18 protein-coding genes are annotated in these 20,277 nt (G+C 58.2%); 9 read left to right on the top strand and 9 right to left on the bottom strand.

Annotated features, from left to right (window positions below; translation table 11 throughout):
• Window positions 1-286, top strand: a 286-nt coding sequence (locus ERD80_RS02835) for a DUF2057 family protein (RefSeq protein WP_136545685.1), incomplete at its 5' end; no start/stop codon positions are given.
• A gap of 68 nt (window positions 287-354) precedes the next feature.
• Entirely contained in the window at window positions 355-816 is a 462-nt protein-coding gene (locus tag ERD80_RS02840; protein WP_021508301.1) for a methylglyoxal synthase, read from the top strand.
• A 4-nt stretch (window positions 817-820) separates the two neighbouring features.
• Here ERD80_RS02840 and helD read toward each other — a convergent pair whose 3' ends face one another.
• Window positions 821-2,875: a DNA helicase IV gene (gene helD / locus ERD80_RS02845; RefSeq protein ID WP_136545686.1), complete on the bottom strand. Its 2,055-nt coding sequence runs from the start codon at window positions 2,873-2,875 to the stop codon at window positions 821-823.
• 123 nt (window positions 2,876-2,998) lie between these two features.
• On the opposite strand from helD, the gene ERD80_RS02850 reads away from it, so the two are divergent.
• Together ERD80_RS02850 and yccS are read left to right on the top strand one after the other, a co-directional pair.
• On the top strand, window positions 2,999-3,442 hold the full coding sequence (locus ERD80_RS02850) for a YccF domain-containing protein (RefSeq protein WP_136545687.1): 444 nt from the start codon (window positions 2,999-3,001) through the stop codon (window positions 3,440-3,442).
• A gap of 8 nt (window positions 3,443-3,450) precedes the next feature.
• Window positions 3,451-5,589, top strand: coding sequence for a YccS family putative transporter (gene yccS, locus ERD80_RS02855; RefSeq protein ID WP_136545688.1), 2,139 nt, complete (start codon window positions 3,451-3,453; stop codon window positions 5,587-5,589).
• On the opposite strand, the gene ERD80_RS02860 is transcribed toward yccS, so the two are convergent.
• Window positions 5,586-6,215, bottom strand: a complete 630-nt coding sequence (locus ERD80_RS02860; protein ID WP_058759726.1) for a TfoX/Sxy family DNA transformation protein — start codon at window positions 6,213-6,215, stop codon at window positions 5,586-5,588. The two genes, yccS and ERD80_RS02860, sit on opposite strands and share 4 nt — an antisense overlap.
• Before the next feature lie 224 nt (window positions 6,216-6,439).
• On the opposite strand from ERD80_RS02860, the gene sulA reads away from it, so the two are divergent.
• Complete coding sequence (gene sulA, locus ERD80_RS02865) at window positions 6,440-6,931, top strand: SOS-induced cell division inhibitor SulA (protein WP_031279848.1); 492 nt, start codon at window positions 6,440-6,442, stop codon at window positions 6,929-6,931.
• 348 nt (window positions 6,932-7,279) lie between these two features.
• Window positions 7,280-8,353 carry a porin OmpA gene (ompA, locus tag ERD80_RS02870; RefSeq protein WP_136545689.1) on the top strand — a complete coding sequence of 358 codons (1,074 nt, stop codon included), beginning with the start codon at window positions 7,280-7,282 and terminating at the stop codon, window positions 8,351-8,353.
• A 68-nt stretch (window positions 8,354-8,421) separates the two neighbouring features.
• Here the strand turns inward: ompA and matP are convergent, their stop codons facing one another.
• Window positions 8,422-8,889 (bottom strand): macrodomain Ter protein MatP, encoded by a 468-nt coding sequence (gene matP, locus ERD80_RS02875; RefSeq protein ID WP_021508308.1) that lies wholly within the window; start codon window positions 8,887-8,889, stop codon window positions 8,422-8,424.
• Window positions 8,890-8,942: 53 nt separating this feature from the next.
• Here matP and ERD80_RS02880 point away from each other — a divergent pair, with 53 nt between their 5' ends.
• Window positions 8,943-10,805, top strand: coding sequence for a Lon protease family protein (locus ERD80_RS02880; protein ID WP_136545690.1), 1,863 nt, complete (start codon window positions 8,943-8,945; stop codon window positions 10,803-10,805).
• A 67-nt stretch (window positions 10,806-10,872) separates the two neighbouring features.
• Window positions 10,873-11,391, top strand: coding sequence for a bifunctional 3-hydroxydecanoyl-ACP dehydratase/trans-2-decenoyl-ACP isomerase (fabA, locus tag ERD80_RS02885; RefSeq protein WP_136545691.1), 519 nt, complete (start codon window positions 10,873-10,875; stop codon window positions 11,389-11,391).
• 66 nt (window positions 11,392-11,457) lie between these two features.
• On the opposite strand, the gene rmf is transcribed toward fabA, so the two are convergent.
• From rmf to rlmKL, 6 genes are all read right to left on the bottom strand, one after another.
• Window positions 11,458-11,625: a ribosome modulation factor gene (gene rmf, locus ERD80_RS02890; RefSeq protein ID WP_013508548.1), complete on the bottom strand. Its 168-nt coding sequence runs from the start codon at window positions 11,623-11,625 to the stop codon at window positions 11,458-11,460.
• Between the two features lie 267 nt (window positions 11,626-11,892).
• Complete coding sequence (pqiC, locus tag ERD80_RS02895; protein WP_021508310.1) at window positions 11,893-12,459, bottom strand: membrane integrity-associated transporter subunit PqiC; 567 nt, start codon at window positions 12,457-12,459, stop codon at window positions 11,893-11,895.
• On the bottom strand, window positions 12,456-14,099 hold the full coding sequence (pqiB, locus tag ERD80_RS02900) for an intermembrane transport protein PqiB (RefSeq protein WP_021508311.1): 1,644 nt from the start codon (window positions 14,097-14,099) through the stop codon (window positions 12,456-12,458). The genes pqiC and pqiB overlap by 4 nt, the downstream gene beginning before the upstream one ends.
• The gene (pqiA, locus tag ERD80_RS02905) at window positions 14,071-15,354 is read right to left on the bottom strand and encodes a membrane integrity-associated transporter subunit PqiA (protein ID WP_136545692.1); all 1,284 of its coding nucleotides are present in this window, start codon (window positions 15,352-15,354) and stop codon (window positions 14,071-14,073) included. Before pqiA ends, pqiB begins: the two co-directional genes overlap by 29 nt.
• A 16-nt stretch (window positions 15,355-15,370) precedes the next feature.
• Window positions 15,371-17,278 carry an ABC transporter ATP-binding protein gene (locus tag ERD80_RS02910; RefSeq protein ID WP_021508313.1) on the bottom strand — a complete coding sequence of 636 codons (1,908 nt, stop codon included), beginning with the start codon at window positions 17,276-17,278 and terminating at the stop codon, window positions 15,371-15,373.
• Between the two features lie 5 nt (window positions 17,279-17,283).
• Window positions 17,284-19,401: a bifunctional 23S rRNA (guanine(2069)-N(7))-methyltransferase RlmK/23S rRNA (guanine(2445)-N(2))-methyltransferase RlmL gene (gene rlmKL / locus ERD80_RS02915; protein WP_136545693.1), complete on the bottom strand. Its 2,118-nt coding sequence runs from the start codon at window positions 19,399-19,401 to the stop codon at window positions 17,284-17,286.
• Between the two features lie 96 nt (window positions 19,402-19,497).
• On the opposite strand from rlmKL, the gene ERD80_RS02920 reads away from it, so the two are divergent.
• Window positions 19,498-20,277: MOSC domain-containing protein (locus ERD80_RS02920; protein WP_136545694.1), on the top strand; the 780-nt coding region annotated here is incomplete at its 3' end.

Raw genomic sequence — 20,277 nt, forward strand, 5'->3', positions numbered from 1 at the left:
GATTGATGAGCGTGGTAATGAAATAGCCAGCATTCGCGATCGGTTGCCGGGTGAGAGCAGCGGCAATGTTGAACAGGCGATGATCAATTACAACCGTACGGCGCAGGCGGCCAGCGTGCCGCGCTTTGCGCTGCAGGCGGCCAGCGTACCGGACGCCAGTCTCAGTCTGGATATGGTATGGCAGGACGCCAGTAATATGCCCGCGCTGCAACGCTGGCTGCAGCGTGTTGATGCCGCCACGCGGCAGCGTTTTATCAGTTGGGTGAAAACCCTACGCGCAAGTTGATAGCAGCTGAACGCCAGGGGTAAACTGGTGCATTCACTACGTTTGCACGCGCCGAAACAGGAAGCCCCATGGAGCAGACCGTTCGTACCCTGAAAGTTCAGAAACACATCGCCCTCGTTGCCCACGACCACTGCAAAGCCTCGCTGCTGGACTGGGTAAAAATCAATCAAAATGCGCTGCAACCTCACGTGCTATACGCCACCGGCACCACCGGCAACCTGATCAATCGTCACACCGGACTGGATGTAAATGCCATGCTCAGCGGGCCGATGGGCGGCGATCAGCAGGTCGGCGCGCTGATTGCTGAAGGTAAAATTGATGTGCTGTTCTTCTTCTGGGATCCGCTCAATGCAGTACCGCACGATCCGGACGTCAAAGCGCTGCTGCGCCTCGCCACCGTATGGAATATCCCGGTGGCGACCAACCGCGCCACCGCTGATTTCATTATCCATTCGCCGATGTTTGCCAGCGAAGTGACCATCCAGATCCCCGATTATCAGCGCTACCTGACGGAACGCCTGAAAGCCTGATGGCTCAGGCCTTCCGGCTCTGCGCAACGCCCAGTTCGCGCAGGTGTTCGACAAACACGGAAGGCCGCTCTTTATCAAACATCAGCCATACCTGCTGACGCGCACGCGTGATGGCCACGTAGGCCAGGCGCCGCTCTTCGGCATGTGGAAAATCCTCCGGCTGCGGTAGCAGTCCTTCTTCCATGATCGACTCGCGCGCCTGCGCCGGGAAACCGTCACGCCCTTCGTGCAGCCCCAGCACGATGACAAAATCCGCCTGCTGACCTTTACTGGCGTGGATGGTCATGAAGTCGATACGCAGTTTCGGCCAGCGGGTTTTGGCTTTATCCAGCATGGCCGGACGCAGATGATGGTAACGCGCCAGCAGCAGCACGCGCTCGTCCGGCTTCGCGTAACCGCTAAGCTTGTCGAGCAGCGCTTCCAGTTGCTCCTGCGGCAGCAGCGTAATGGATTTCTTGTTCCCTTTGCTCAGGCTGTTGAGCGGCTTGCGCAGCTGATGCGGATTCTGCTGCACAAAGCGGTTGGCAATGTCACCGATGCGATCGTTGAAGCGGTAGGTGGTATCCAGCACGCAGCGGTCGCCTTCGCCAAAATAGTGATGAAACGCGGTGGTCAGGCTCATCTCCGCGCCGCTAAAGCGATAGATTGCCTGCCAGTCATCGCCGACCGCAAACAAACTGGTGCGCTTATTTTGCTGCCGCAGCGCGCTGAGCAGCGCCGCCCGCTGCGGGGAAATATCCTGGAATTCATCCACCAGAATGTGCTTCCACGGGCTGATAAAGCGGCCCTTCTCCAGCACAGCGATCGCCTGGTGGATCAGCCCGGAGAAATCCACCGCGCCCTCGGCTTTCAGTGCGCTTTTCCATGCTTTGAGCAGCGGTGCCATCAGCCTGACGCGCTTCGTGAAATTGTCGCGCAGCGGTTCCGGCACATCGGCAATCATCGCCGCCTGCGCGCCGCCGTGCATGCGCATCAGGCCGAGCCAGCGCTCCAGCCGCACGGCAAGACGCTGCGCCAGTTTGTCATCCTGCCAGAACGGACCTTCCGGCACGTCCCACGCCAGCTCTTCCTGCAACCACTGTCGCCAGCCGCTGGCCTGCGCCTTTTTGCTGTTGCACTGCTCACGCCAGTTTTCGATCAGCAACTGACGTCGCGCACTGCTGTCACTTTCCAGCCGGCTGATGACCGGCTGCTTATTGCTGCCTTCACGAATGATGTGCAGCGCCAGCGCGTGAAACGTACGCGCCTGAATCGCGCTCTCACCCAGCCGCGTCTGGATCCGATCGTTCATCTCTTCCGCCGCCTGGCGACCAAAAGCCAGCAGCAGGATTTGCTCCGGCTGCGCCAGTTTGCGCTGTAACAGCCAGCCGGCGCGCGCCACCAGCACCGAGGTTTTGCCACTGCCCGCGCCAGCCAGCACCAGCAGCGCGTCTTCACCGTTGACCTCCGCCTCACACTGCGATGGATTGAGCGGCGTGGTTTCCACGGTGGAGAAGAAGGCGTGATTATCGCTGATCACCCGCGCGCTCCATTCACGGTTGCGCTGCCGAATCGCGCTCTCGCCGTGCTCGAGCCACTGCTGGCAAAAGCGCCACAGCGTGCGGCAGTTATCAAACTCCTCCAGCCTTGCCAGCGGCAGCGGTAAGGCGGAAAACTGGCGCGTGATGGTCTCTTTCACCGCGGCCAGTTCGCTGCGCTTCAGCCAGCGATCCTGGCCGGTAAACGCGACGATCTCCTGCTGCAGCGCGCTCAGCACCTGCGCGCTGATTTCGCTCATTTCGAGGCTCCACTGCTGCCACGCCTGCTGAAGGTAATGATAAAAACGCTGGGTTTCCTGCCACTCGGTGCCGTGCAACCGCACCACTTTCTCTTCCGGTAATAAGAACTCCAGCTCGCCCCACACCAGGCCGCGTTTGCAGGTGATACCGATCAGCTGATTGAACGGGATCAGGTACTCGTGGCGATCGCCGCTGACTTCCACACCGGCAGCCAGCAGTCGCACCCGGTTATAGGGATGCTGTGCCAGCCGTTTGCCCATGGATGTTGCTTTTAGTTCCATCTCCGCACCGTCATGTGGAATTCAATTATCGCGCAGTTTACCTGTCAGACCCTTAGCGCTCCAGCCTTAAAACACGCTAAACTGGGCGACACATATTGCGGATTGCAAAAGGAAAATCGCGTTATGCGCACCGTGCTTAATATTCTGAATTTTGTTCTTGGCGGCTTTATCACCACCCTCGGCTGGCTGCTGGCCACGCTGATCAGCATCGTGCTGATCTTTACCCTGCCGCTGACCCGCTCCTGCTGGGAGATCACCAAACTGTCCCTGCTGCCGTTTGGCAACGAAGCGGTTCACGTTGACGTGCTGCGCCCGGAGAGCAAAAGCCACGTGATGAACGCCGGCGGCACCTTCCTCAACCTGTTCTGGCTGATTTTCTTTGGCTGGTGGCTGTGCCTGATGCACATCTCGACCGGCATCCTGCAGTGTCTGAGCATCATCGGTATTCCGACCGGGATTGCCCACTTCAAAATCGCCGCTATCGCGCTGTGGCCGGTAGGTCGCCGCGTGGTGTCAGTGGAAGAAGCGCAGGCGGCGCGTGAAGCCAACGCGCGGCGCCGCTACTGAGGCTGAAGATGATGCCTGACGCTTTGCCCGGCTGGCGCCGTTATCTGTTCAACAGCAGTCTGCGCTACCTGCTGCGCATCTTCTTCGCGCTGGCCGGCTGTGCCGCCGTTCCCTGGTGGCTGCAGCAGATTGAGTGGACCATTCCGCTAACGCTCGGCGTGGTGGCGGCGGCGCTGGCCGATCTTGACGATCGCTGGACCGGCCGCGTGCGCAACCTGCTCATCACGCTGGTGTGCTTCTGCATTGCCTCAGTCTCGGTCGAGCTGCTGTTTCCGCACCCGTGGCTATTTGCTATCGGTCTTGCGCTCTCCAGCTGGGGATTTATTCTGCTGGGCGCGCTGGGGCAGCGCTACGCCACCATTGCGTTTGGTGCCCTGCTGATCGCGGTGTACACCATGCTGGGCATTGGCCTGTTTCCGCAGTGGTGGATGCAGCCGGCGCTGCTGCTGATTGGCGCGCTGTGGTACAACCTGCTGACCTTTATCGGCCACCTGATGTTCCCGGTGCGCCCGGTGCAGGAGCAGCTGGCCGCCAGCTTTTCCCAGCTGGCGCGCTATCTGGAAGCCAAGGCCAATCTGTTTGATCCCGACGGCGGTGAGCAGGATGACGCGGCGCTGATCGCCACCGCGATGGTTAATAGTCAGCTGGTGGCGCAGCTCAACCTGACGAAAACCACCATTCAGAGCCGTTTACGCGGCGACCGCGGCTCACGCAGCACGCGGCGCAGCCTGCATTACTATTTTGTGGCGCAGGATATTCACGAGCGCGCCAGCTCGTCGCATCTGCAATATCACCTGCTGCGCGATGACTGGCGCTACAACGAGGTGCTGTTTCGCTTTCAGCGACTGCTGAACATGCAGGCGCAGGCCTGTCGCCAGCTGGCAGAGAATATCGTGCTGCGCCAGCCGTGGCACCACGATAGCCATTTTGCGCGCAGCTTTGAACGGCTGGAGACCGCCCTGCAGCGCCTGCAACATAACGATCCGCAGGCGACGCACATTCGTCCGCTGTTCTGGTTGCTGCGCAACTTACGCGCCATTGACGCGCAGCTGGCGTCGATCGAATCAGAGCAGCGGCTGGCAGAACCGCTGATGCAGAGCGATCACCATCTGTCGCGTGAAGGCTTGAGTGGCTGGGCGGATATCCGGCTGCGCCTCAGTCGCCATCTGAGTCCGACCTCGGCGTTGTTCCGCCACGCGGTGCGCATGTCGCTGGTGCTGTGCGTGGGGTACGCCTTCATTCAGCTTACCGGCCTGCATCGCGGCTACTGGATCCTGCTGACCAGCCTGTTTGTCTGCCAGCCTAACTACAACGCCACACGGCGGCGGCTGGCGCTGCGTATTGGCGGAACCCTGGCCGGTATTGCGATTGGCCTGCCGGTGCTGTGGCTGGTGCCCTCTATCGAGGGCCAGTTGGTGTTGATTGTGCTGAGCGGCGTGCTGTTTTTTGCCTTCCGCCAGATTCAGTACGCGCAGGCGACGCTGTTCATCACCCTGCTGGTGCTGCTGTGCTTCAATCTGCTGGGTGAAGGCTTTGATGTCGCCCTGCCGCGCGTGGTGGATACCTTGCTCGGCTGTGGCCTCGCCTGGCTGGCGGTGGCGTTTGTCTGGCCTGACTGGCGTTTCCGTCAGCTGACGACGGTTGCCGATCGCACGCTCAATGCCAACTGTCGTTATCTTGATGCCATCCTGGAACAGTATCATCAGGGTAAAGATAACCGTCTCGCCTACCGTGTGGCGCGCCGTGACGCGCACAACGCCGATGCAGAACTGGCGTCCGTGGTGTCCAATATCAGCGGCGAACTGAAGCAACAGCCGCCGCTGCGCGAGAATGCGTTCCGTCTGATGTGCCTCAATCACTCGTTTCTCAGCTACATCTCGGCGCTGGGCGCGCACCGGGAGCGGCTGACGCAGGGCGAACTGCTGACCCTTTTAGATGACGCGGTATGCTTCGTCGAGGATGTGCTGCAGATCGGTCGCGTCAGCGAAGCGCAGGCGGAAACGATGCAGCAGGCACTGATGCAGCGCCTGAGCGCGCTGAAAACCAGTGAGGAGGCGCAGGCACCGCTGGTGTTGCAGCAGCTGGGGCTGCTGGTTGCGCTGCTGCCGGAAATTGCCCGCCTGCGCCGCACCCTCGCCGCCGCTTAAGGCAACAGGCGCTCCGCCGCGGCGTGCTGGCGGAGCGTTTCCTGATACCAGGCGCTCAACTCTTCACGTACCGCCGCCGGCAAAGCGGCCTGGTGATGGCCGGAAATGGCCCCTTCCAGCGCCAGCAGCGTTTTCAGGCCGATGTCTTTATTCACCGCCCGCAACTTCAGCCAGCTCTGACGCGAGCCCATTTCATACAGTAAGCGAACAGAATTGATCCCGACTTTGTGAAGCATCAGCTCCATGCGCAGGCTGAGATTGGGCAGATCTTTCAGCCTGAGCAAGACAAGTCTGTTCGCCGCCTCGGCGCGCGCCGCAGACAGCGAACTGGCCGATAAGCGCAGCAGCTGATCGGCGTCCTGCCAGAGCTGTTTATCCACTTTGTAGTAGCTGAGCGTCACCGGCATGCCGCGCTTGCGATATATCAACGGTTCCAGCGGGCGCTGTGCGGCATAGTGCTGCAGCGCCTCGCTGGCGCGCAGATAGAGCGCATCCTCATTGATGTAAGCAAACACCACCTTTTCGACCGCCAGCGCGTAACCACCAAACTGGGTGCGCGATTCAATTTTTCCCAATGCCGCTAACTGGGCTTTGGACTGCTCAACCACCGGATTATTTTTCTTCATAACGTCCCCTTTTCCTCATTCCTTGCGCGGGAAATTTCCTATAAAAAGCTCAGAGATTCATCTGGTTAGAAGATAGAAAAAACGATTTAGCTGTTCAATGAATAAAAGCGGCAACGCGCGGATCTTGTGCGGAATTTGCGAGGCATTTTCAGAAATTGAGGTTGATCTTTATCCAGGAACTCATTACTGTATATTCATACAGTTCATTACTGAGTGATTAAAATATGCGTACTCAATACTCTGGCCCTGCTGATCGTGCTCACCGTTTCGCTGCGACGGGCTTAACGCAACCTTCTCTGGGTGGTATTACTGAACTGCGTTATAGCGAGCAGCCCGGCATCATGCCGCTGCTGTTACTGCCGGTCCTCAAGCAGCTGAGCACCCAGTCACGCTGGCAGCTGTGGCTGACGCCAGCGCACAAACTGAACCGCAGCTGGATGCAGCAGTCAGGATTACCGCTGGAAAAGAGTATGCATATTACGGAATCCGAGCGTTTAAGCACTGTTGAGAGCATGGTGAAAGCGTTGCGCACCGGCAACTACAGCGTGGTACTCGCCTGGATTCCTTATGAATTGAGCAATGAAGAGCGCCTGGAACTTGAGCAGGCAGCCGCCGAAGGCGAAGCGCTGGGATTGATTATGCGTCCTCAGGGGCGGGATCTTGCTCTGTCCAGACAGCCAAACAGCGCAAAAATTCCCTCTGATTTGTTTCATTAAGTAAAACTAAGATTTTTCTCACGCTATTTTTTCACAAAGTTGCGGCTAAGCCACTGATTCTTTTCCCGCCAGCTATGACAATGGCTTAGCCGCATTTTTCTTTTCTGGTAGCGAAAATTTTGCCATGTCATTTGTTAAAATGTGTGTATAAATCCCTGTTTTTTTATCCGCTGACGTCACATCATACTTGTAAGTTTCCAATCTCGTTGTAGACTTTACCTCGCCAGGGTGCTCAATAACCTCCGTTTTTTCGGTAGAGTCATAAGCGAGCGTTTAGACCCGGCGAAGGATTACAACCAAGAGCAACCTTTTTGCTCATTGCCTATTTGGATGATAACGAGGCGCAAAATGAAAAAGACAGCTATCGCAATTGCAGTGGCACTGGCTGGCTTCGCTACCGTAGCGCAGGCCGCTCCTAAAGATGACACCTGGTACACCGGTGCTAAACTGGGCTGGTCTCAGTATCACGATACTGGTTACTACGGTAACGGTTACGTAAATAACGACGGTCCAACCCACGAATCTCAGCTGGGCGCAGGTGCTTTCCTGGGCTACCAGGCTAACCCATACCTGGGCTTCGAGCTGGGCTACGACTGGCTGGGCCGTATGCCGAACAAAGGCAACCAAGTTAACGGCGCATTCAAAGCACAGGGCGTACAGCTGGCAGCTAAACTGAGCTACCCAATTGCTGACGATCTGGACGTGTACACCCGTCTGGGTGGCATGGTTTGGCGTGCAGACTCAACTCAGGCTAACGTAGCTGACGGCACTCGTATCAGCAACCACGACACCGGCGTTTCTCCGCTGGCTGCTGTTGGTGTTGAATACGCACTGACCAAAAACTGGGCGACTCGCCTGGACTACCAGTGGGTTAACAACATCGGTGACGCAGGTACCGTTGGTGCGCGTCCAGACAACAGCATGCTGAGCGTCGGCGTTTCTTACCGTTTCGGTCAGGACGAAGCTGCAGCTCCAGTTGTTGCTCCAGCGCCAGCTCCGGCTCCGGTTGTTGAAACCAAGCGTTTCACTCTGAAGTCTGACGTGCTGTTCACCTTCAACAAATCTACCCTGAAGCCAGAAGGCCAGCAGGCTCTGGATCAGCTGTACAGCCAGCTGAGCTCAATGGATCCGAAAGACGGTTCTGTTGTGGTTCTGGGCTTCACCGACCGCATCGGTTCAGACCAGTACAACCAGAAACTGTCTGAGAAACGTGCTCAGTCTGTTGTCGACTACCTGGTATCTAAAGGTATCCCGGCTAACAAGATCTCTGCACGTGGCATGGGTGAATCTAACCCAGTTACTGGCAACACCTGTGACAGCGTGAAAGGCCGCAATGCCCTGATCGACTGCCTGGCGCCAGACCGTCGCGTTGAAATCGACGTGAAAGGTATCAAAGACGTTGTAACTCAGCCACAGGCTTAAGTTATCGCGCAATAAAAAACCCCGCTTCGGCGGGGTTTTTTTGGCTTTTTATCACACGCAATTTTTTGCTATTCGTTATCCGCGCCGCCTTTACCCAGAATCGCCTGCAGATCCTGCTTCAGCGTCGACATCTGACTGGCATACTTCTCTTTGCGTTCTGCATCTTCGATTAGCTGAACAATGGTCTCTGACAGGGTGCTGTTACGACGCTGCGCCAGACCGGCCAGACGCTGCCACACCAGATACTCCAGATCGATCGATTTTTTCCGCGTGTGCTGATGCTCTGCGTTGAAATGACGTTTGCGCCGCGCGCGTATGGTCTGTTTCAGACGGTTTTCCAGCTCCGGATGGATATGCTTTGCGATCCAGTCACCGACCTCAACCGGGTTATTCTCCATCGCCAGCAACGTCTCTACCGCCGCCTGCGCAGCGCTCAGCTCAATATGCCGGGTGATCAGCTCACCTTCCCGATGCTTTTTCACCAGGTATTTCCACTTCCATCCACTTTCAAGATTTTCGAGTTGCTGGTATTTCATCGGAATCTCATCGTGATCACGTAACAAACTAAGAATAACAGCTTTTTTCCCGGATGCAGCAAGGAAAAACATGTTGCGGCCATCACAGTTCAGGCCGGAAGTGCGCCGTGCTTAACCGGGTTGAATCCTGTATAATCGCGCTTTTCCTGAACCAGACTAATGCGAATATTTTGACCAGCACTCAACTTACGTGGCAAGCCCTGCAGCCGGATAGCTCACGCTACCAATCACTTTTCTCAACCGTCTCTCTGGAAGATAGCGATACGCTTGCCGCGGTTCAGCCGCGTCTGCTGAATGCGCTGGCGCATTTACATCATCAAACGCTGGGCTTTCCGCTGCTGCTATTACGCAGCCAGGAAAACAGTGATTATCTGGCGTGGATTGCCGAGGCGGCGCAGCGCTTTCAGCCTGACGAGGACGCGCTGTACGGCGGTGATTACCATGTGATGGGCGACAACGTCAGCCTGCAACCGCCTGTCGATGCCAGCCGTCCCTTCACCAGCACCGGCGGCGTGCATTACGCCGACTGGATTGAGTCCGAGCAGCTGTTTGGCTGCGTGCGTCAGTATAAAGATCGCGTACAGCTGGAGCCCGGTCTGCTGCATCAGGCTAACGGTGGCACGCTGATTCTGTCGATCAATACCCTGCTGGCGCAGCCGCTGCTGTGGTTGCGCCTGCGCAAAGTGATTGAGCTGGGCCGCTTTGACTGGTATTCACCGGACGAGCGCCGCCCGTTGCCGGTCACCATTCCCCCGCTGCCGCTGCAGCTGCGTCTGATTTTATGCGGCGATCGCGAGGCGCTGGCCAGCTTCCAGGAACTGGACGTTGAAGTGCACGAAATGGCGCTTTACAGCGAGTTCGAAGAGAATCTCCAGCTGGTTGATGAGGAGGATATGGCCAACTGGTGCCGCTGGACGCTATGTCAGGCGGAGCTGGCCGGTCTGACGCCACCCGAAGCTGATTTCTGGCCGCTGCTGATCCAGGAAGCGGTGCGTCTGACCGGCGATCAGGACACGCTGCCGCTGTGCCCGCGCTGGCTGCGCCGTCAGCTGCAGGAAGCCGCGCTGCACGGTGAGACACTGAATGGCGAGGCGCTGAAAGAGGCGCTGGAAGCACGCCAGTGGCGCGAAAGTTTCCTCGCCGACCGGATGCGCGATGAGATCCTGTTAAATCAGATCATGATCGAAACGGAAGGCGAAGTAGTTGGTCAGATCAACGGCCTGTCGGTGATTGAATTCCCTGGCCATCCACGTCCGTGGGGCGAGCCGTCACGCATCACCTGTGTTGTGCACCCGGGCGATGGCGAGTTTACCGACGTGGAGCGCAAAGCGGAGCTTGGCGGCAACATCCACGCCAAAGGCATGATGATCATGCAGGCATATCTGATTTCGGAGCTGGAGCTGGAACAGCAGCTGCCCTTCTCGGCATCGCTGGTGTTTGAGCAGTCCTACTCCGAAGTCGACGGTGACAGCGCCTCGCTGGCCGAGCTGTGTGTGCTGATCAGCGCGCTGGCAAACCAGCCGCTGAACCAGCAGATTGCCGTTACCGGTTCGGTGGACCAGTTTGGTAACGTGCAGCCGGTGGGTGGTCTGAATGAGAAAATCGAAGGCTTCTTCCATATCTGCCAGTCGCGCGAGCTGACCGGCAAACAGGGCGTGATTCTGCCTGCCAGCAACGTGCGCCATCTCAGCCTCAGCGACGACGTGGTAGAAGCGGTGCAGCAGGGCCAGTTCCATATCTGGGCGATTGAGCGCGTTGACGAAGCGCTGCCGCTGTTAACCGGTATTGCCTGGCAGAGCGAAAGCGGCGACTCGCTGCTGAGCACTATTCAGGAGCGCATTACTCAGCTCAATCAGCAGGAAAACCGACCGCGGCCCTGGCCATTACGCTGGCTCAACTGGTTCAACCACAGCTGATTACATTGCCCAGCGTACAACTGTTCGCTAATATTCGGGCTTCACTAAAAGAAGGCATATTGAGAACATGGTAGATAAACGCGAATCCTATAGCAAAGAAGACCTGATTGCCTCTGGTCGCGGCGAACTGTTTGGCGAGAATGGCCCACCGCTTCCGTCTGACAACATGTTGATGATGGACCGCGTGGTCAAAATGACCGAAGACGGCGGCAAATTCGATAAAGGTTATGTGGAAGCCGAACTGGATATCCGCCCTGACCTGTGGTTCTTTGTTTGCCACTTTAAAGGCGATCCGGTGATGCCAGGCTGTCTGGGTCTGGATGCTATGTGGCAGCTGGTTGGCTTCTATCTCGGCTGGCTGGGTGCGGAAGGTAAAGGCCGTGCGCTGGGTGTGGGTGAAGTGAAATTCACCGGCCAGGTTCTGCCGACGGCGAAGCTGGTTACTTACAAAATTCACTTCAAACGCGTCATCAACCGCAAGCTGGTGATGGGCGTGGCCGATGGCGAAGTGTTCGTCGACGGTAACCTGATTTACACCGCGACTGACCTGAAAGTGGGCCTGTTTAAAGACACTTCAGCGTTCTGACCCGCCAACAAAAACCTCCGCACGCAGCGGAGGTTTTTTTTCCTGTTTACAGACATCCGACGGTGCCTAAGCCACCGCCGACCTGTCCTCCATGGCTTGTCGCCAACCTCCCAACCAGTGAGACCGGGCATCGATCATTTGATAAGGGCATATCTCTTTTGAGCGGCCGGTAATGCCTGCCTGATAGCCTCGTGAATGTGCTCGTTCCAGGCGGTCTCTCTTCTGTCTCTTCATACCTCGTTTCCCTCATTTCAGGTCTGGTGGAATCTGGTGGAAAGAAAGAGTGGTGAATTAATGTTCAACCACAGTAATGTTCTAACCTGTGGTGGGTGAAAGGTCAATGCGCAAAATTCACGCCAATGTCATCAATTTGCCGTGAAATCGACACAAATCCCTCAGTGCCGCCGCCATATCTGGCTGATTCCGCAATAAAAAAGTCCCTGATTTGCGCGCCGTCACATAACGGCAAATCAGGGACTTAGCATAAGCATCGAACAAATCCTAATTTAGCGTCACCACGCTGTTAGCGATTTGCTGTGCCGTTTGCTGCCAGCCGAGCGCCAGCGTGCGCACCAGCGCATCGTAGCCATCTTCGGTCTGCGGCAGCGTCAGATTAAAGCCATGTTTGATAAGCCGGCCTTGATGTTGTAACAGCCATTCACCGCTTACTACCACCTTGCCGTCATAGCGACCATGGAAGCCGGTGACGTGCACGCTGAGCGTATCGTGCGTGTCACCCAGCGGCTGACTGGCCACCAGCCGGCCGGGCAACGCCTGGCCGAGGTTACTCACCAGTGTCTGCTGCAGCTGCTGGTCGAGCGGACTGGCCCACAGATTATTGGCGGCAATCACGTACTTCACGTCGCTGGTTTGATAAACCAGCCCGTTGCCAGCGAGATAATCCGGCACGCTCACCTGTTCAACCCAAATCATCGGCTGGCTGGCGGAGGCGTCACTGCTGACGCGCGCCATATTGCTGCCCGCAGGCAGCTGGTAATAAGTGGTGTCGATGGTGCTGCTGCAGCCCGCCAGCAGCAGCACAGCACCGATAATCAGCCCTTTTTTCACTGTTTCGCCCTCTTTGGCTGCGGATCCTGACCCGGTTTGGCTTCAAATACCAGCGCGTTGCTCTTGCTGTTGAGCGTTTTCAGCACCGGCTGCAATTCGCGCAGCACCTGGTCAAGGCGCTGCATGTCGCCCACCAGTTTGTTATAGGCTGGCGATCCCGGCTGCAGCCCCTTCATGCTGCGATTAAGCTCGCGCAGGGTTTGCTGCATATCGGCCGGCAGCGTTTTCATCGCCGGGTTGGCGGTGATCTGATTGAGGTTATCCAGCGTTTTCTGCAGCTGCTGCAGGGTGCGCTGGCTCTCTTTCAGCGTGCCGGTGGCCTGGTTGATCATCGGGTTGAGCGGCAGCGCGTTGATCTTATCCAGCGCCGCCATCAGTTTCTGCTGAATCTGGCTCAGACCGCCGCTTACGGTCGGAATCACTTCCAGCCCCGCCACTTCGTTCGGTCCTTTGTAAGCCGGTGCATTGTCATAGAAGTCGAGATCGACAAACAGCGCACCGGACAGCAGGTTGCCGGTTTTCAGCGTGGCGCGCAGGCCGCGTTTCTTGCCATCCTGCAGATGCTGTTCAAGATTGAAGTCGCCACCCAGACGGCTGATAAAGCGGTCCGGCTCGATGCGGATCAGCACCGGCACGCGGTAATCGGTGTTCAGCGCCTGATTCACGCCCGGGATCATGTAAGGCACCTGAGCCACGGTACCAAGACGAATGCCGCGGAACTCTACCGGAGCGCCGACCTGCAGACCACGAATCGAGTCGCTGAAGAACATCAGGAAATCGGTGTGTTTGGTGTACAGCGAATCCTGAATGCTGCGCTGGTCATCATACAGATGGTAGTCGTCCTGGTTTTTGGCCAGCTCGCCGAGTTCCCAGCCGTCCGGCACGTCAAAGCTCACGCCACCGCTGAACAGGGTCGTCAGCGAGCCCATTTCGACGCGCATGCCGGAAGCGGACATATCCACCGCAATGCCGCTGTCTTTCCAGAAGCGCACATTGGTGGTAATTAGCCGATCGTAAGGCGCGGCGATGAACAGCTGATAGGTCATCATGCGCTTGTCGGTATCAAAGGTGCTGGTTTCCACCGTGCCGACGCGATAGCCGCGGAACAGCACCGGATCGCCCGGATTAAGCTGGCCGGCTTTTTTGCTGTCGAGGATGACGCGAATACCTTTGGCATCCGGCGGGGCCAGCGGCGGCGCATCGAGCAGCTGATAGTGCTCTGGCTTATCCCCTTTGGCGCCGGGCTGCAGTTCAATGTAGGCGCCGGAGAGCAGCGTACCGAGGCCCGTCACCCCTTCCCGGCCAATCTGCGGCTTCACCACCCAAAACACGCTGTCTTTATGTAGCAGTTTTTCCATGCCGGCATTCAGGCGCGCGGTGATCTCCACATGGTGCAGATCGTCCGTCAGCACCGCGCTTTCGACGGTGCCCACGTCGACGCTGCGGCTTTTAATGGTGGTTTTACCGGCAACAATGCCTTCGGCGTTTTCGGTGATCAGCGTGACCTGCGGTCCCTGATGGCTGAAGTGATAAAACAGAATCCATCCGCCGATTAACAGCGTGACGATAGGTACGATCCACACCGGCGACCAGCGTTTAATCTGGTCGACGTTAGCAATGCCGTGTTGGTTGTCCGTCAAGACGCGGCTCCTTACGTTCAGTTTCCTGTAGGCGATCCCAAATCAGGCGCGGATCAAACGTCATGGCGGCGAACATAGTCAGGATCACCACCAGCGCAAACAATAGCGCGCCTGGCGCAGGGTAAACACTCATCAGCTGGCCCATGCGCACCAGCGCAGAAAGCACAGCGATCACAAACACATCAATCATTGACCAGCGGCCAACAAACTCCACCACCTCATAAATCAGGTGCATCTTCTCGCTGTCGCGCCGGCCGCGACCGCTGGCGTGCCAGCACAGCCAGCCAATCGCCACCATCTTCAGCGAAGGCACCATAATACTGGCGATAAAAATCACCAGCGCGACCGGCCAGGAGCCATCGCTCCACAGCAAAATGACGCCGGCCATAATGTTGGACGGATACTGCGAGCCGAGCGTTTCGGTCACCATGATCGGCATAATATTCGACGGGATATACAGCATCACCGAGGTGATCAGCAGCGCCAGCGTCCACTGCAGGCTGTGCTGCCTGCGCGGCGCAGCGCTCACGCCGCAGCGCGGACAGGTTTTCTGCGCGGCCGGCAGAATCGCGGTGCAGCACGGACAGCTGCGCAACCCCTGCTTCAGTCCGCTGATGCCCGCCTGCGGCGTTTGCGGCAGCGGCGGCAGCGGGTCGATGCGCTGCCAGACCCAGCGGCGATCGACGCACTGAAACGCACGCAGCTGCAGCAGACAAAACAGGCACCACGGCCAGAAACTGCTGCCAAGGCCAATTTCACCGTAGGCCATCAGTTTGACGAAGCTGACCAGCACGCCGGCCATGAAAATTTCTGCCATACCCCAGCTGCGCAATTGAAACAGAATGCGTGTCAGCCCGAGTCGCAGGCTGTGCGGCAAGCGCACCGGATTGACCAGCAGCAGAATGGCAATCATGCAGAAAGCCGGAATGCCCTGCACAAACAGCAGGAACAGTGTGGCGAGGCTGCGATAATCCTCGCGATCCATCACCTGCGGGATAGCCATCAGCGAGATCTGGCTGCTGAGCCCAGCCACATGCATGCTGATAAACGGAAACAGATTGGCCAGCAGCAGCATAAACAGCGCCGCCAGCGCATAGCCGGTGGGACGTTTACGCGGTTCGTGCCAGTTAGCCACCAGCGTGGTGTGACAGCGCGGACAGCGCGCACGGCTGCCCACCGGTACGGCGGGCAGTTTTACGGTTAAATCACACTGCGGACAGAGCATCCAGTGCTGCGTCTGATGCGTGGCACACATGCTGACTCCCTCTGCGTTATGCGCCGTTTTTCAGCGCTTCCAGCTCTTCCCACCGTTCAAAGGTGGTTTCCAGCTCCTGCTCCGCCTGCGCCAGCGCATCCAGCACCGGCTGCGTTTTGTCGTGCGGCTGGCTGAAGAAGTCCGGATGACTCATCTGCGCCTGCAGCTCACCGATACGCGTCTCCAGCTGCTCCAGCTTTTGCGGCAGCTGTTCCAGTTCACGCGTCAGGTTATAGCTTAGCTTGCCTGCGCTGCGTTTGGGGGCGTCGGCTTTTTCTGCCGGTTTAGCCGCTGCGCTTTTGACCGGTGCAGCTTTGGTCTGCTTGTAAGCGGCGCGCTGCTGCTGCGCATCATGGTAGCCACCGACGAAGGTACCGATCTCGCCGTTGCCTTCAAAGATCCAGCATTCGGTCACGGTGTTATCCACAAACTGACGATCGTGGCTCACCAGCAGTACGGTGCCCTGATAGCCATCCACCAGCTCTTCCAGCAGCTCGAGCGTTTCGACGTCGAGGTCGTTGGTCGGTTCGTCAAGAATCAACAGGTTACTGGGCTTGAGGAACAGACGCGCCAGCAGCAGGCGGTTACGCTCGCCGCCGGACAGCGCACGCACCGGCGTCATGGCGCGTTTCGGGTGGAACAGGAAGTCCTGCAGATAGCCGAGCACGTGGCGCGGCTTGCCGTTGACCATCACTTCCTGTTTGCCTTCCGCCAGGTTATCCATCACAGTTTTATCCGGATCGAGCTCCGCGCGATGCTGATCGAAGTAGGCGATTTCCAGTTTGGTGCCGCAGTGCACGCGACCGGCATCTGCCTTCAGCTGGCCGAGCATCAGGCGCAGCAGCGTGGTTTTACCGCAGCCGTTCGGGCCAATCAGGGCGATTTTGTCGCCGCGCTGCACCTGGGTAGAGAAATCCTTCACCAGCGTTTTGCCGTCAACGCCGTAATCCACGTTTTCCAGCTCAAAGACGATTTTGCCGGAACGCGCCGCTTCACCGACCTGCATATTGGCTTTGCCCATCACGTCACGCCGTTCGGAGCGTTCACGACGCAGCGCTTTCAGCGCGCGCACGCGGCCTTCGTTACGGGTGCGACGCGCTTTGATGCCCTGGCGAATCCACACTTCTTCCTGCGCCAGCTTGCGGTCGAATTCGGCGTTTTGCATCTCTTCAACGCGCAGCGCTTCCTCTTTGCCGAGCAGGAACTGATCGTAATCGCCCGGCCACGACACCAGCTTGCCGCGATCGAGGTCGACGATGCGCGTCGCCATATTGCGGATAAACGAGCGGTCGTGCGAAATAAACACGATGCTGCCGTTGAAGGTTTTCAGGAAGCTTTCCAGCCAGTCGATGGTTTCAATATCGAGGTGGTTAGTCGGTTCGTCGAGCATCAGCACGCGCGGGTTGCTGACCAGCGCACGGCCCAGCGCGGCTTTACGCAGCCAGCCACCGGAGAGTGACGACAGCTCGGTGTCCGGCTGCAGCCCGATTTGCTGCAGCACATCGTTGATACGGCTGTCGAGCTGCCACAGGTTGTGATGGTCGAGAATCGTCTGCAGTCGCCCCATTTCGTTGAGGTTTTTCTCGCTCGGATCTTCCATCACCAGGTGCGATATGGCGTGATATGCCTTAAGGTGCTCAGCCTGTTCGGCCACGCCTTCGGCAACGAAGTCGTACACTGAACCGGTGATATTGCGTGGCGGATCCTGTTGCAGCCGCGCAACCACTAAATCCTGCTCATAAATAATGCGGCCGTCATCCAGCGGCTGTTCGCCATTGATGATTTTCATCAGCGTCGATTTACCGGCGCCGTTGCGCCCAACCAGACAGACGCGCTCGCCCTCTTCGATATGCAGTTCGGTGTTATCCAACAGCGGCGCATCGCTGAACGACAGGTAAGCGCCATGGATACTGATCAGTGACATAAAACTTATTCCTTACCGGCGTGGCTTACCAGCCAGCAGTTGTGAATTTGACGGTTGCGCGCAAAGTCCTGCGACAGCGTTTTTTGCGTTATTTCCTGCGCCTGCAGACCCAGACGCTGCAAGCCGTCCAGATCCATTTTGAAGCCGCGCTTGTTATTGGAGAACATAATGGTGCCGCCGCGACGCAGCATGCGCTTCAGGTTCTGCAGCAGCATCAGGTGGTCGCGCTGCACATCGAAGTCATCTTCCATGCGTTTGGAGTTGGAGAAGGTCGGCGGATCGATAAAGATCAGATCGAACTGCTCATCGCTTTCGCGCAGCCAGCTCAGGCAGTCCGCCTGCATCAGGCGATGCTGGCGCCCGGTTAATCCATTCAGGCGCAGGTTACGTTCGGCCCACTCCAGATAGGTGCGCGACATATCGACCGTGGTGGTGGATTTGGCGCCGCCCAGCCCGGCATGCACGCTGGCGCTACCGGTGTAGGAGAACAGGTTAAGGAAATCTTTCCCCTGGCTCATCTGGCCCAGCATCTGGCGCGCGATACGGTGGTCGAGGAACAGGCCGGTATCGAGATAATCCGTCAGGTTCACCAGCAGCCGCGCGTTAAACTCCTGCACTTCAAAGAATTCGCCCTTCTCGCTCAGCTTCTGGTACTGGTTTTTGCCCTTCTGCCGTTCGCGGGTTTTCAGCACCAGGCGATTGGCCGATATCTCCAGTACGCTCAGCGTGGCACCGATCACGTCAAACAGGCGCTGACGCGCTTTGGTCGCGTCCACGGTTTTCGGCGGCGCGTACTCCTGAATCACCACCCAGTCGGCGTAGCGATCGACCGCCACGTTATACTCCGGCAGATCGGCGTCATACAGGCGGTAGCAGTCAATATTCGACTGGCGCGCCCACTTGTCCAGTTTTTTGCTGTTCTTACGCAGGCGGTTAGCAAAGTCTTCGGCAATCTGTGCGCCGCCTTCGGCGCTGTTCTCCGCCAGCTGGTAGTTCTTCTGTACGCACTCCAGCGGACCGTTTTTCGCTTTAAACTGGCGATCGGCGCGCAGCTGCAGGCAGCTGAGCAGCTCGGGTGAGGCGCTGAACAGCGACAAATTCCAGCCGCCAAACTGCTGTTTCATGATGCGGCCCAGCTGGCTGTGCAGCGCAATCAGCGCCGGCTCGCTCTCCAGACGCTCACCGTACGGCGGGTTACTCAGCACCGTACCGCGCATCGCTTCGCCCGCCAGCGGATTTTTCAGCTGCAGCACATCCTGCTGCGCAAAGGTGAACAGATCAAACACGCCGGCGCGGCGTGCGTTGGCACGTGCCCACTCCAGCACGCGACCATCATTATCATAGCCAAAGAAGCGTGACGTGGTGGCGGCCGTGCCGGCGCGCGCACGCTGCAGCGCGTCGCTGCGCACCTCCTGCCACAGTGCATTGTTGTGGCGTTTCCAGCGGCTGAAGCCCCAGTGCGAACGCAGCAGGCCCGGCGCGCGATCGCAGGCGATCAGCGCCGCTTCAATCAGGAGCGTACCGGAGCCGCACATCGGATCGACCAGCGGCGTGCCGTTCTGCCAGCCGGAGCGCATCACAATCGCCGCCGCCAGGTTCTCTTTCAGCGGTGCCTGGCCGGTTTGCTGACGATAGCCGCGCTGGTGCAGTGCAGTGCCGCTGAGATCCAGCGCGATGCTAACGCGATCTTTGTTCAGCCACGCGTTGATGCGGATGCCCGGCTGCTCGCGATCGACACTCGGCCGCTCCAGATTCTGCCGGGTAAAGCTATCGACAATCGCATCTTTGATGCGCAGCGCACCAAACTGACTGTTGCGAATCACCTCATTGGTGCCGCTGAAGTGGATGGCGAACGTGGTGTTGCTGTCAAACAGCTCGCTCCACGGGATGCTTTGCGCGCCGACGTAGAGATCGAGATCGCTCCAGACGCCGAATTCTCCCAGCGGCAGCAAAATACGTGAAGCCAGACGGCTCCACAGCAGGCTTTGGTACATTACGCGGTCGTCGGCTCGGAAGTGGACGCCGCCCTGCACCACCTGCAAATCCTGCGCACCCAGCGCGTCCAGCTCAGTTTTCAACAGCTCTTCGAGCCCACGCGCCGTACTGGCAAACAGAGAATTCATATCGTCACTTTTACTCTTGCTAAAATTGTTGCGCATTATAGCGAATCAGCGTCCTATGTCATAAAGTTAGCTTCTTTTTGTCTGTACGGAGTTGTGATGATTACCCTGTCTCGCCTGTATATTCACCCGGTTAAATCGATGCGTGGTTTGCAGCTGTCACACGCGCAGGTGCTGGAAAGCGGTCTGGCCTTCGATCGCATCTTTATGGTGACCGAAGCGGACGGGACCTTTATTACCGCCCGCCAGTTTCCGGAGATGGTGCGTTTCACGCCCGCCCTGCTGCCCGACGGGCTATTCATCACCGCGCCGGACGGCAGCCAGGCGCTGATCCGATTCAGCGATTTCAGCACCCAGCCGGCACCGACGGAAGTGTGGGGCAACCAGTTCACCGCCCGTATTGCGCCTGACACCATCAACCAGTGGCTGAGCGGCTTTTTCCCGCGCCCGGTGCAGCTGCGCTGGGTTGGCCCTGAGCCGTCACGCCGGGTAAAACGCTTCGGCCAGGTCCCGCTGGGGTTCGCTGACGGCTTCCCTTACCTGCTGGTCAACATGGCGTCGCTGCAGGATCTGCAGCAGCGCTGTCCGGCCAGCGTGCGGCTGGAACAGTTCCGCCCCAATCTGATCGTCAGCGGCGCCAGCGCCTGGGACGAGGACAGCTGGAAACGTATTAAGATCGGCGAGATCACCTTCGAGATGCCGAAGCCGTGCAGCCGCTGCGTGTTTACCACCATCGGCACCGAAAGCGGTCGCAAGCACCCGCAGGGCGAACCGCTCGCCACGCTGCAGCGTTTTCGCAGCGCGCAGGACGGCAGCGGAGATATCGATTTCGGCCTGAATCTGATTGCGCTTAACAGCGGCATCGTGCGCGTCGGCGAT

This window comes from Pantoea sp. R102 (genome assembly GCF_004916815.1).
Taxonomy (GTDB): Bacteria; Pseudomonadota; Gammaproteobacteria; order Enterobacterales; family Enterobacteriaceae; genus Pantoea; species Pantoea dispersa.

What these genes read in the sequence shown, in the direction of transcription:
- rmf (WP_013508548.1), bottom strand. Translation starts at nt 11,625, where the DNA reads ATGAAGAGACAGAAGAGAGACCGCCTGGAACGAGCACATTCACGAGGC.
- fabA (WP_136545691.1), top strand. Translation starts at nt 10,873, where the DNA reads ATGGTAGATAAACGCGAATCCTATAGCAAAGAAGACCTGATTGCCTCT.
- helD (WP_136545686.1), bottom strand. Translation starts at nt 2,875, where the DNA reads ATGGAACTAAAAGCAACATCCATGGGCAAACGGCTGGCACAGCATCCC.
- ERD80_RS02910 (WP_021508313.1), bottom strand. Translation starts at nt 17,278, where the DNA reads ATGTCACTGATCAGTATCCATGGCGCTTACCTGTCGTTCAGCGATGCG.
- rlmKL (WP_136545693.1), bottom strand. Translation starts at nt 19,401, where the DNA reads ATGAATTCTCTGTTTGCCAGTACGGCGCGTGGGCTCGAAGAGCTGTTG.
- ompA (WP_136545689.1), top strand. Translation starts at nt 7,280, where the DNA reads ATGAAAAAGACAGCTATCGCAATTGCAGTGGCACTGGCTGGCTTCGCT.
- ERD80_RS02850 (WP_136545687.1), top strand. Translation starts at nt 2,999, where the DNA reads ATGCGCACCGTGCTTAATATTCTGAATTTTGTTCTTGGCGGCTTTATC.
- ERD80_RS02860 (WP_058759726.1), bottom strand. Translation starts at nt 6,215, where the DNA reads ATGAAGAAAAATAATCCGGTGGTTGAGCAGTCCAAAGCCCAGTTAGCG.
- ERD80_RS02880 (WP_136545690.1), top strand. Translation starts at nt 8,943, where the DNA reads ATGCAGCAAGGAAAAACATGTTGCGGCCATCACAGTTCAGGCCGGAAG.
- yccS (WP_136545688.1), top strand. Translation starts at nt 3,451, where the DNA reads ATGATGCCTGACGCTTTGCCCGGCTGGCGCCGTTATCTGTTCAACAGC.
- matP (WP_021508308.1), bottom strand. Translation starts at nt 8,889, where the DNA reads ATGAAATACCAGCAACTCGAAAATCTTGAAAGTGGATGGAAGTGGAAA.
- ERD80_RS02840 (WP_021508301.1), top strand. Translation starts at nt 355, where the DNA reads ATGGAGCAGACCGTTCGTACCCTGAAAGTTCAGAAACACATCGCCCTC.
- sulA (WP_031279848.1), top strand. Translation starts at nt 6,440, where the DNA reads ATGCGTACTCAATACTCTGGCCCTGCTGATCGTGCTCACCGTTTCGCT.
- pqiA (WP_136545692.1), bottom strand. Translation starts at nt 15,354, where the DNA reads ATGTGTGCCACGCATCAGACGCAGCACTGGATGCTCTGTCCGCAGTGT.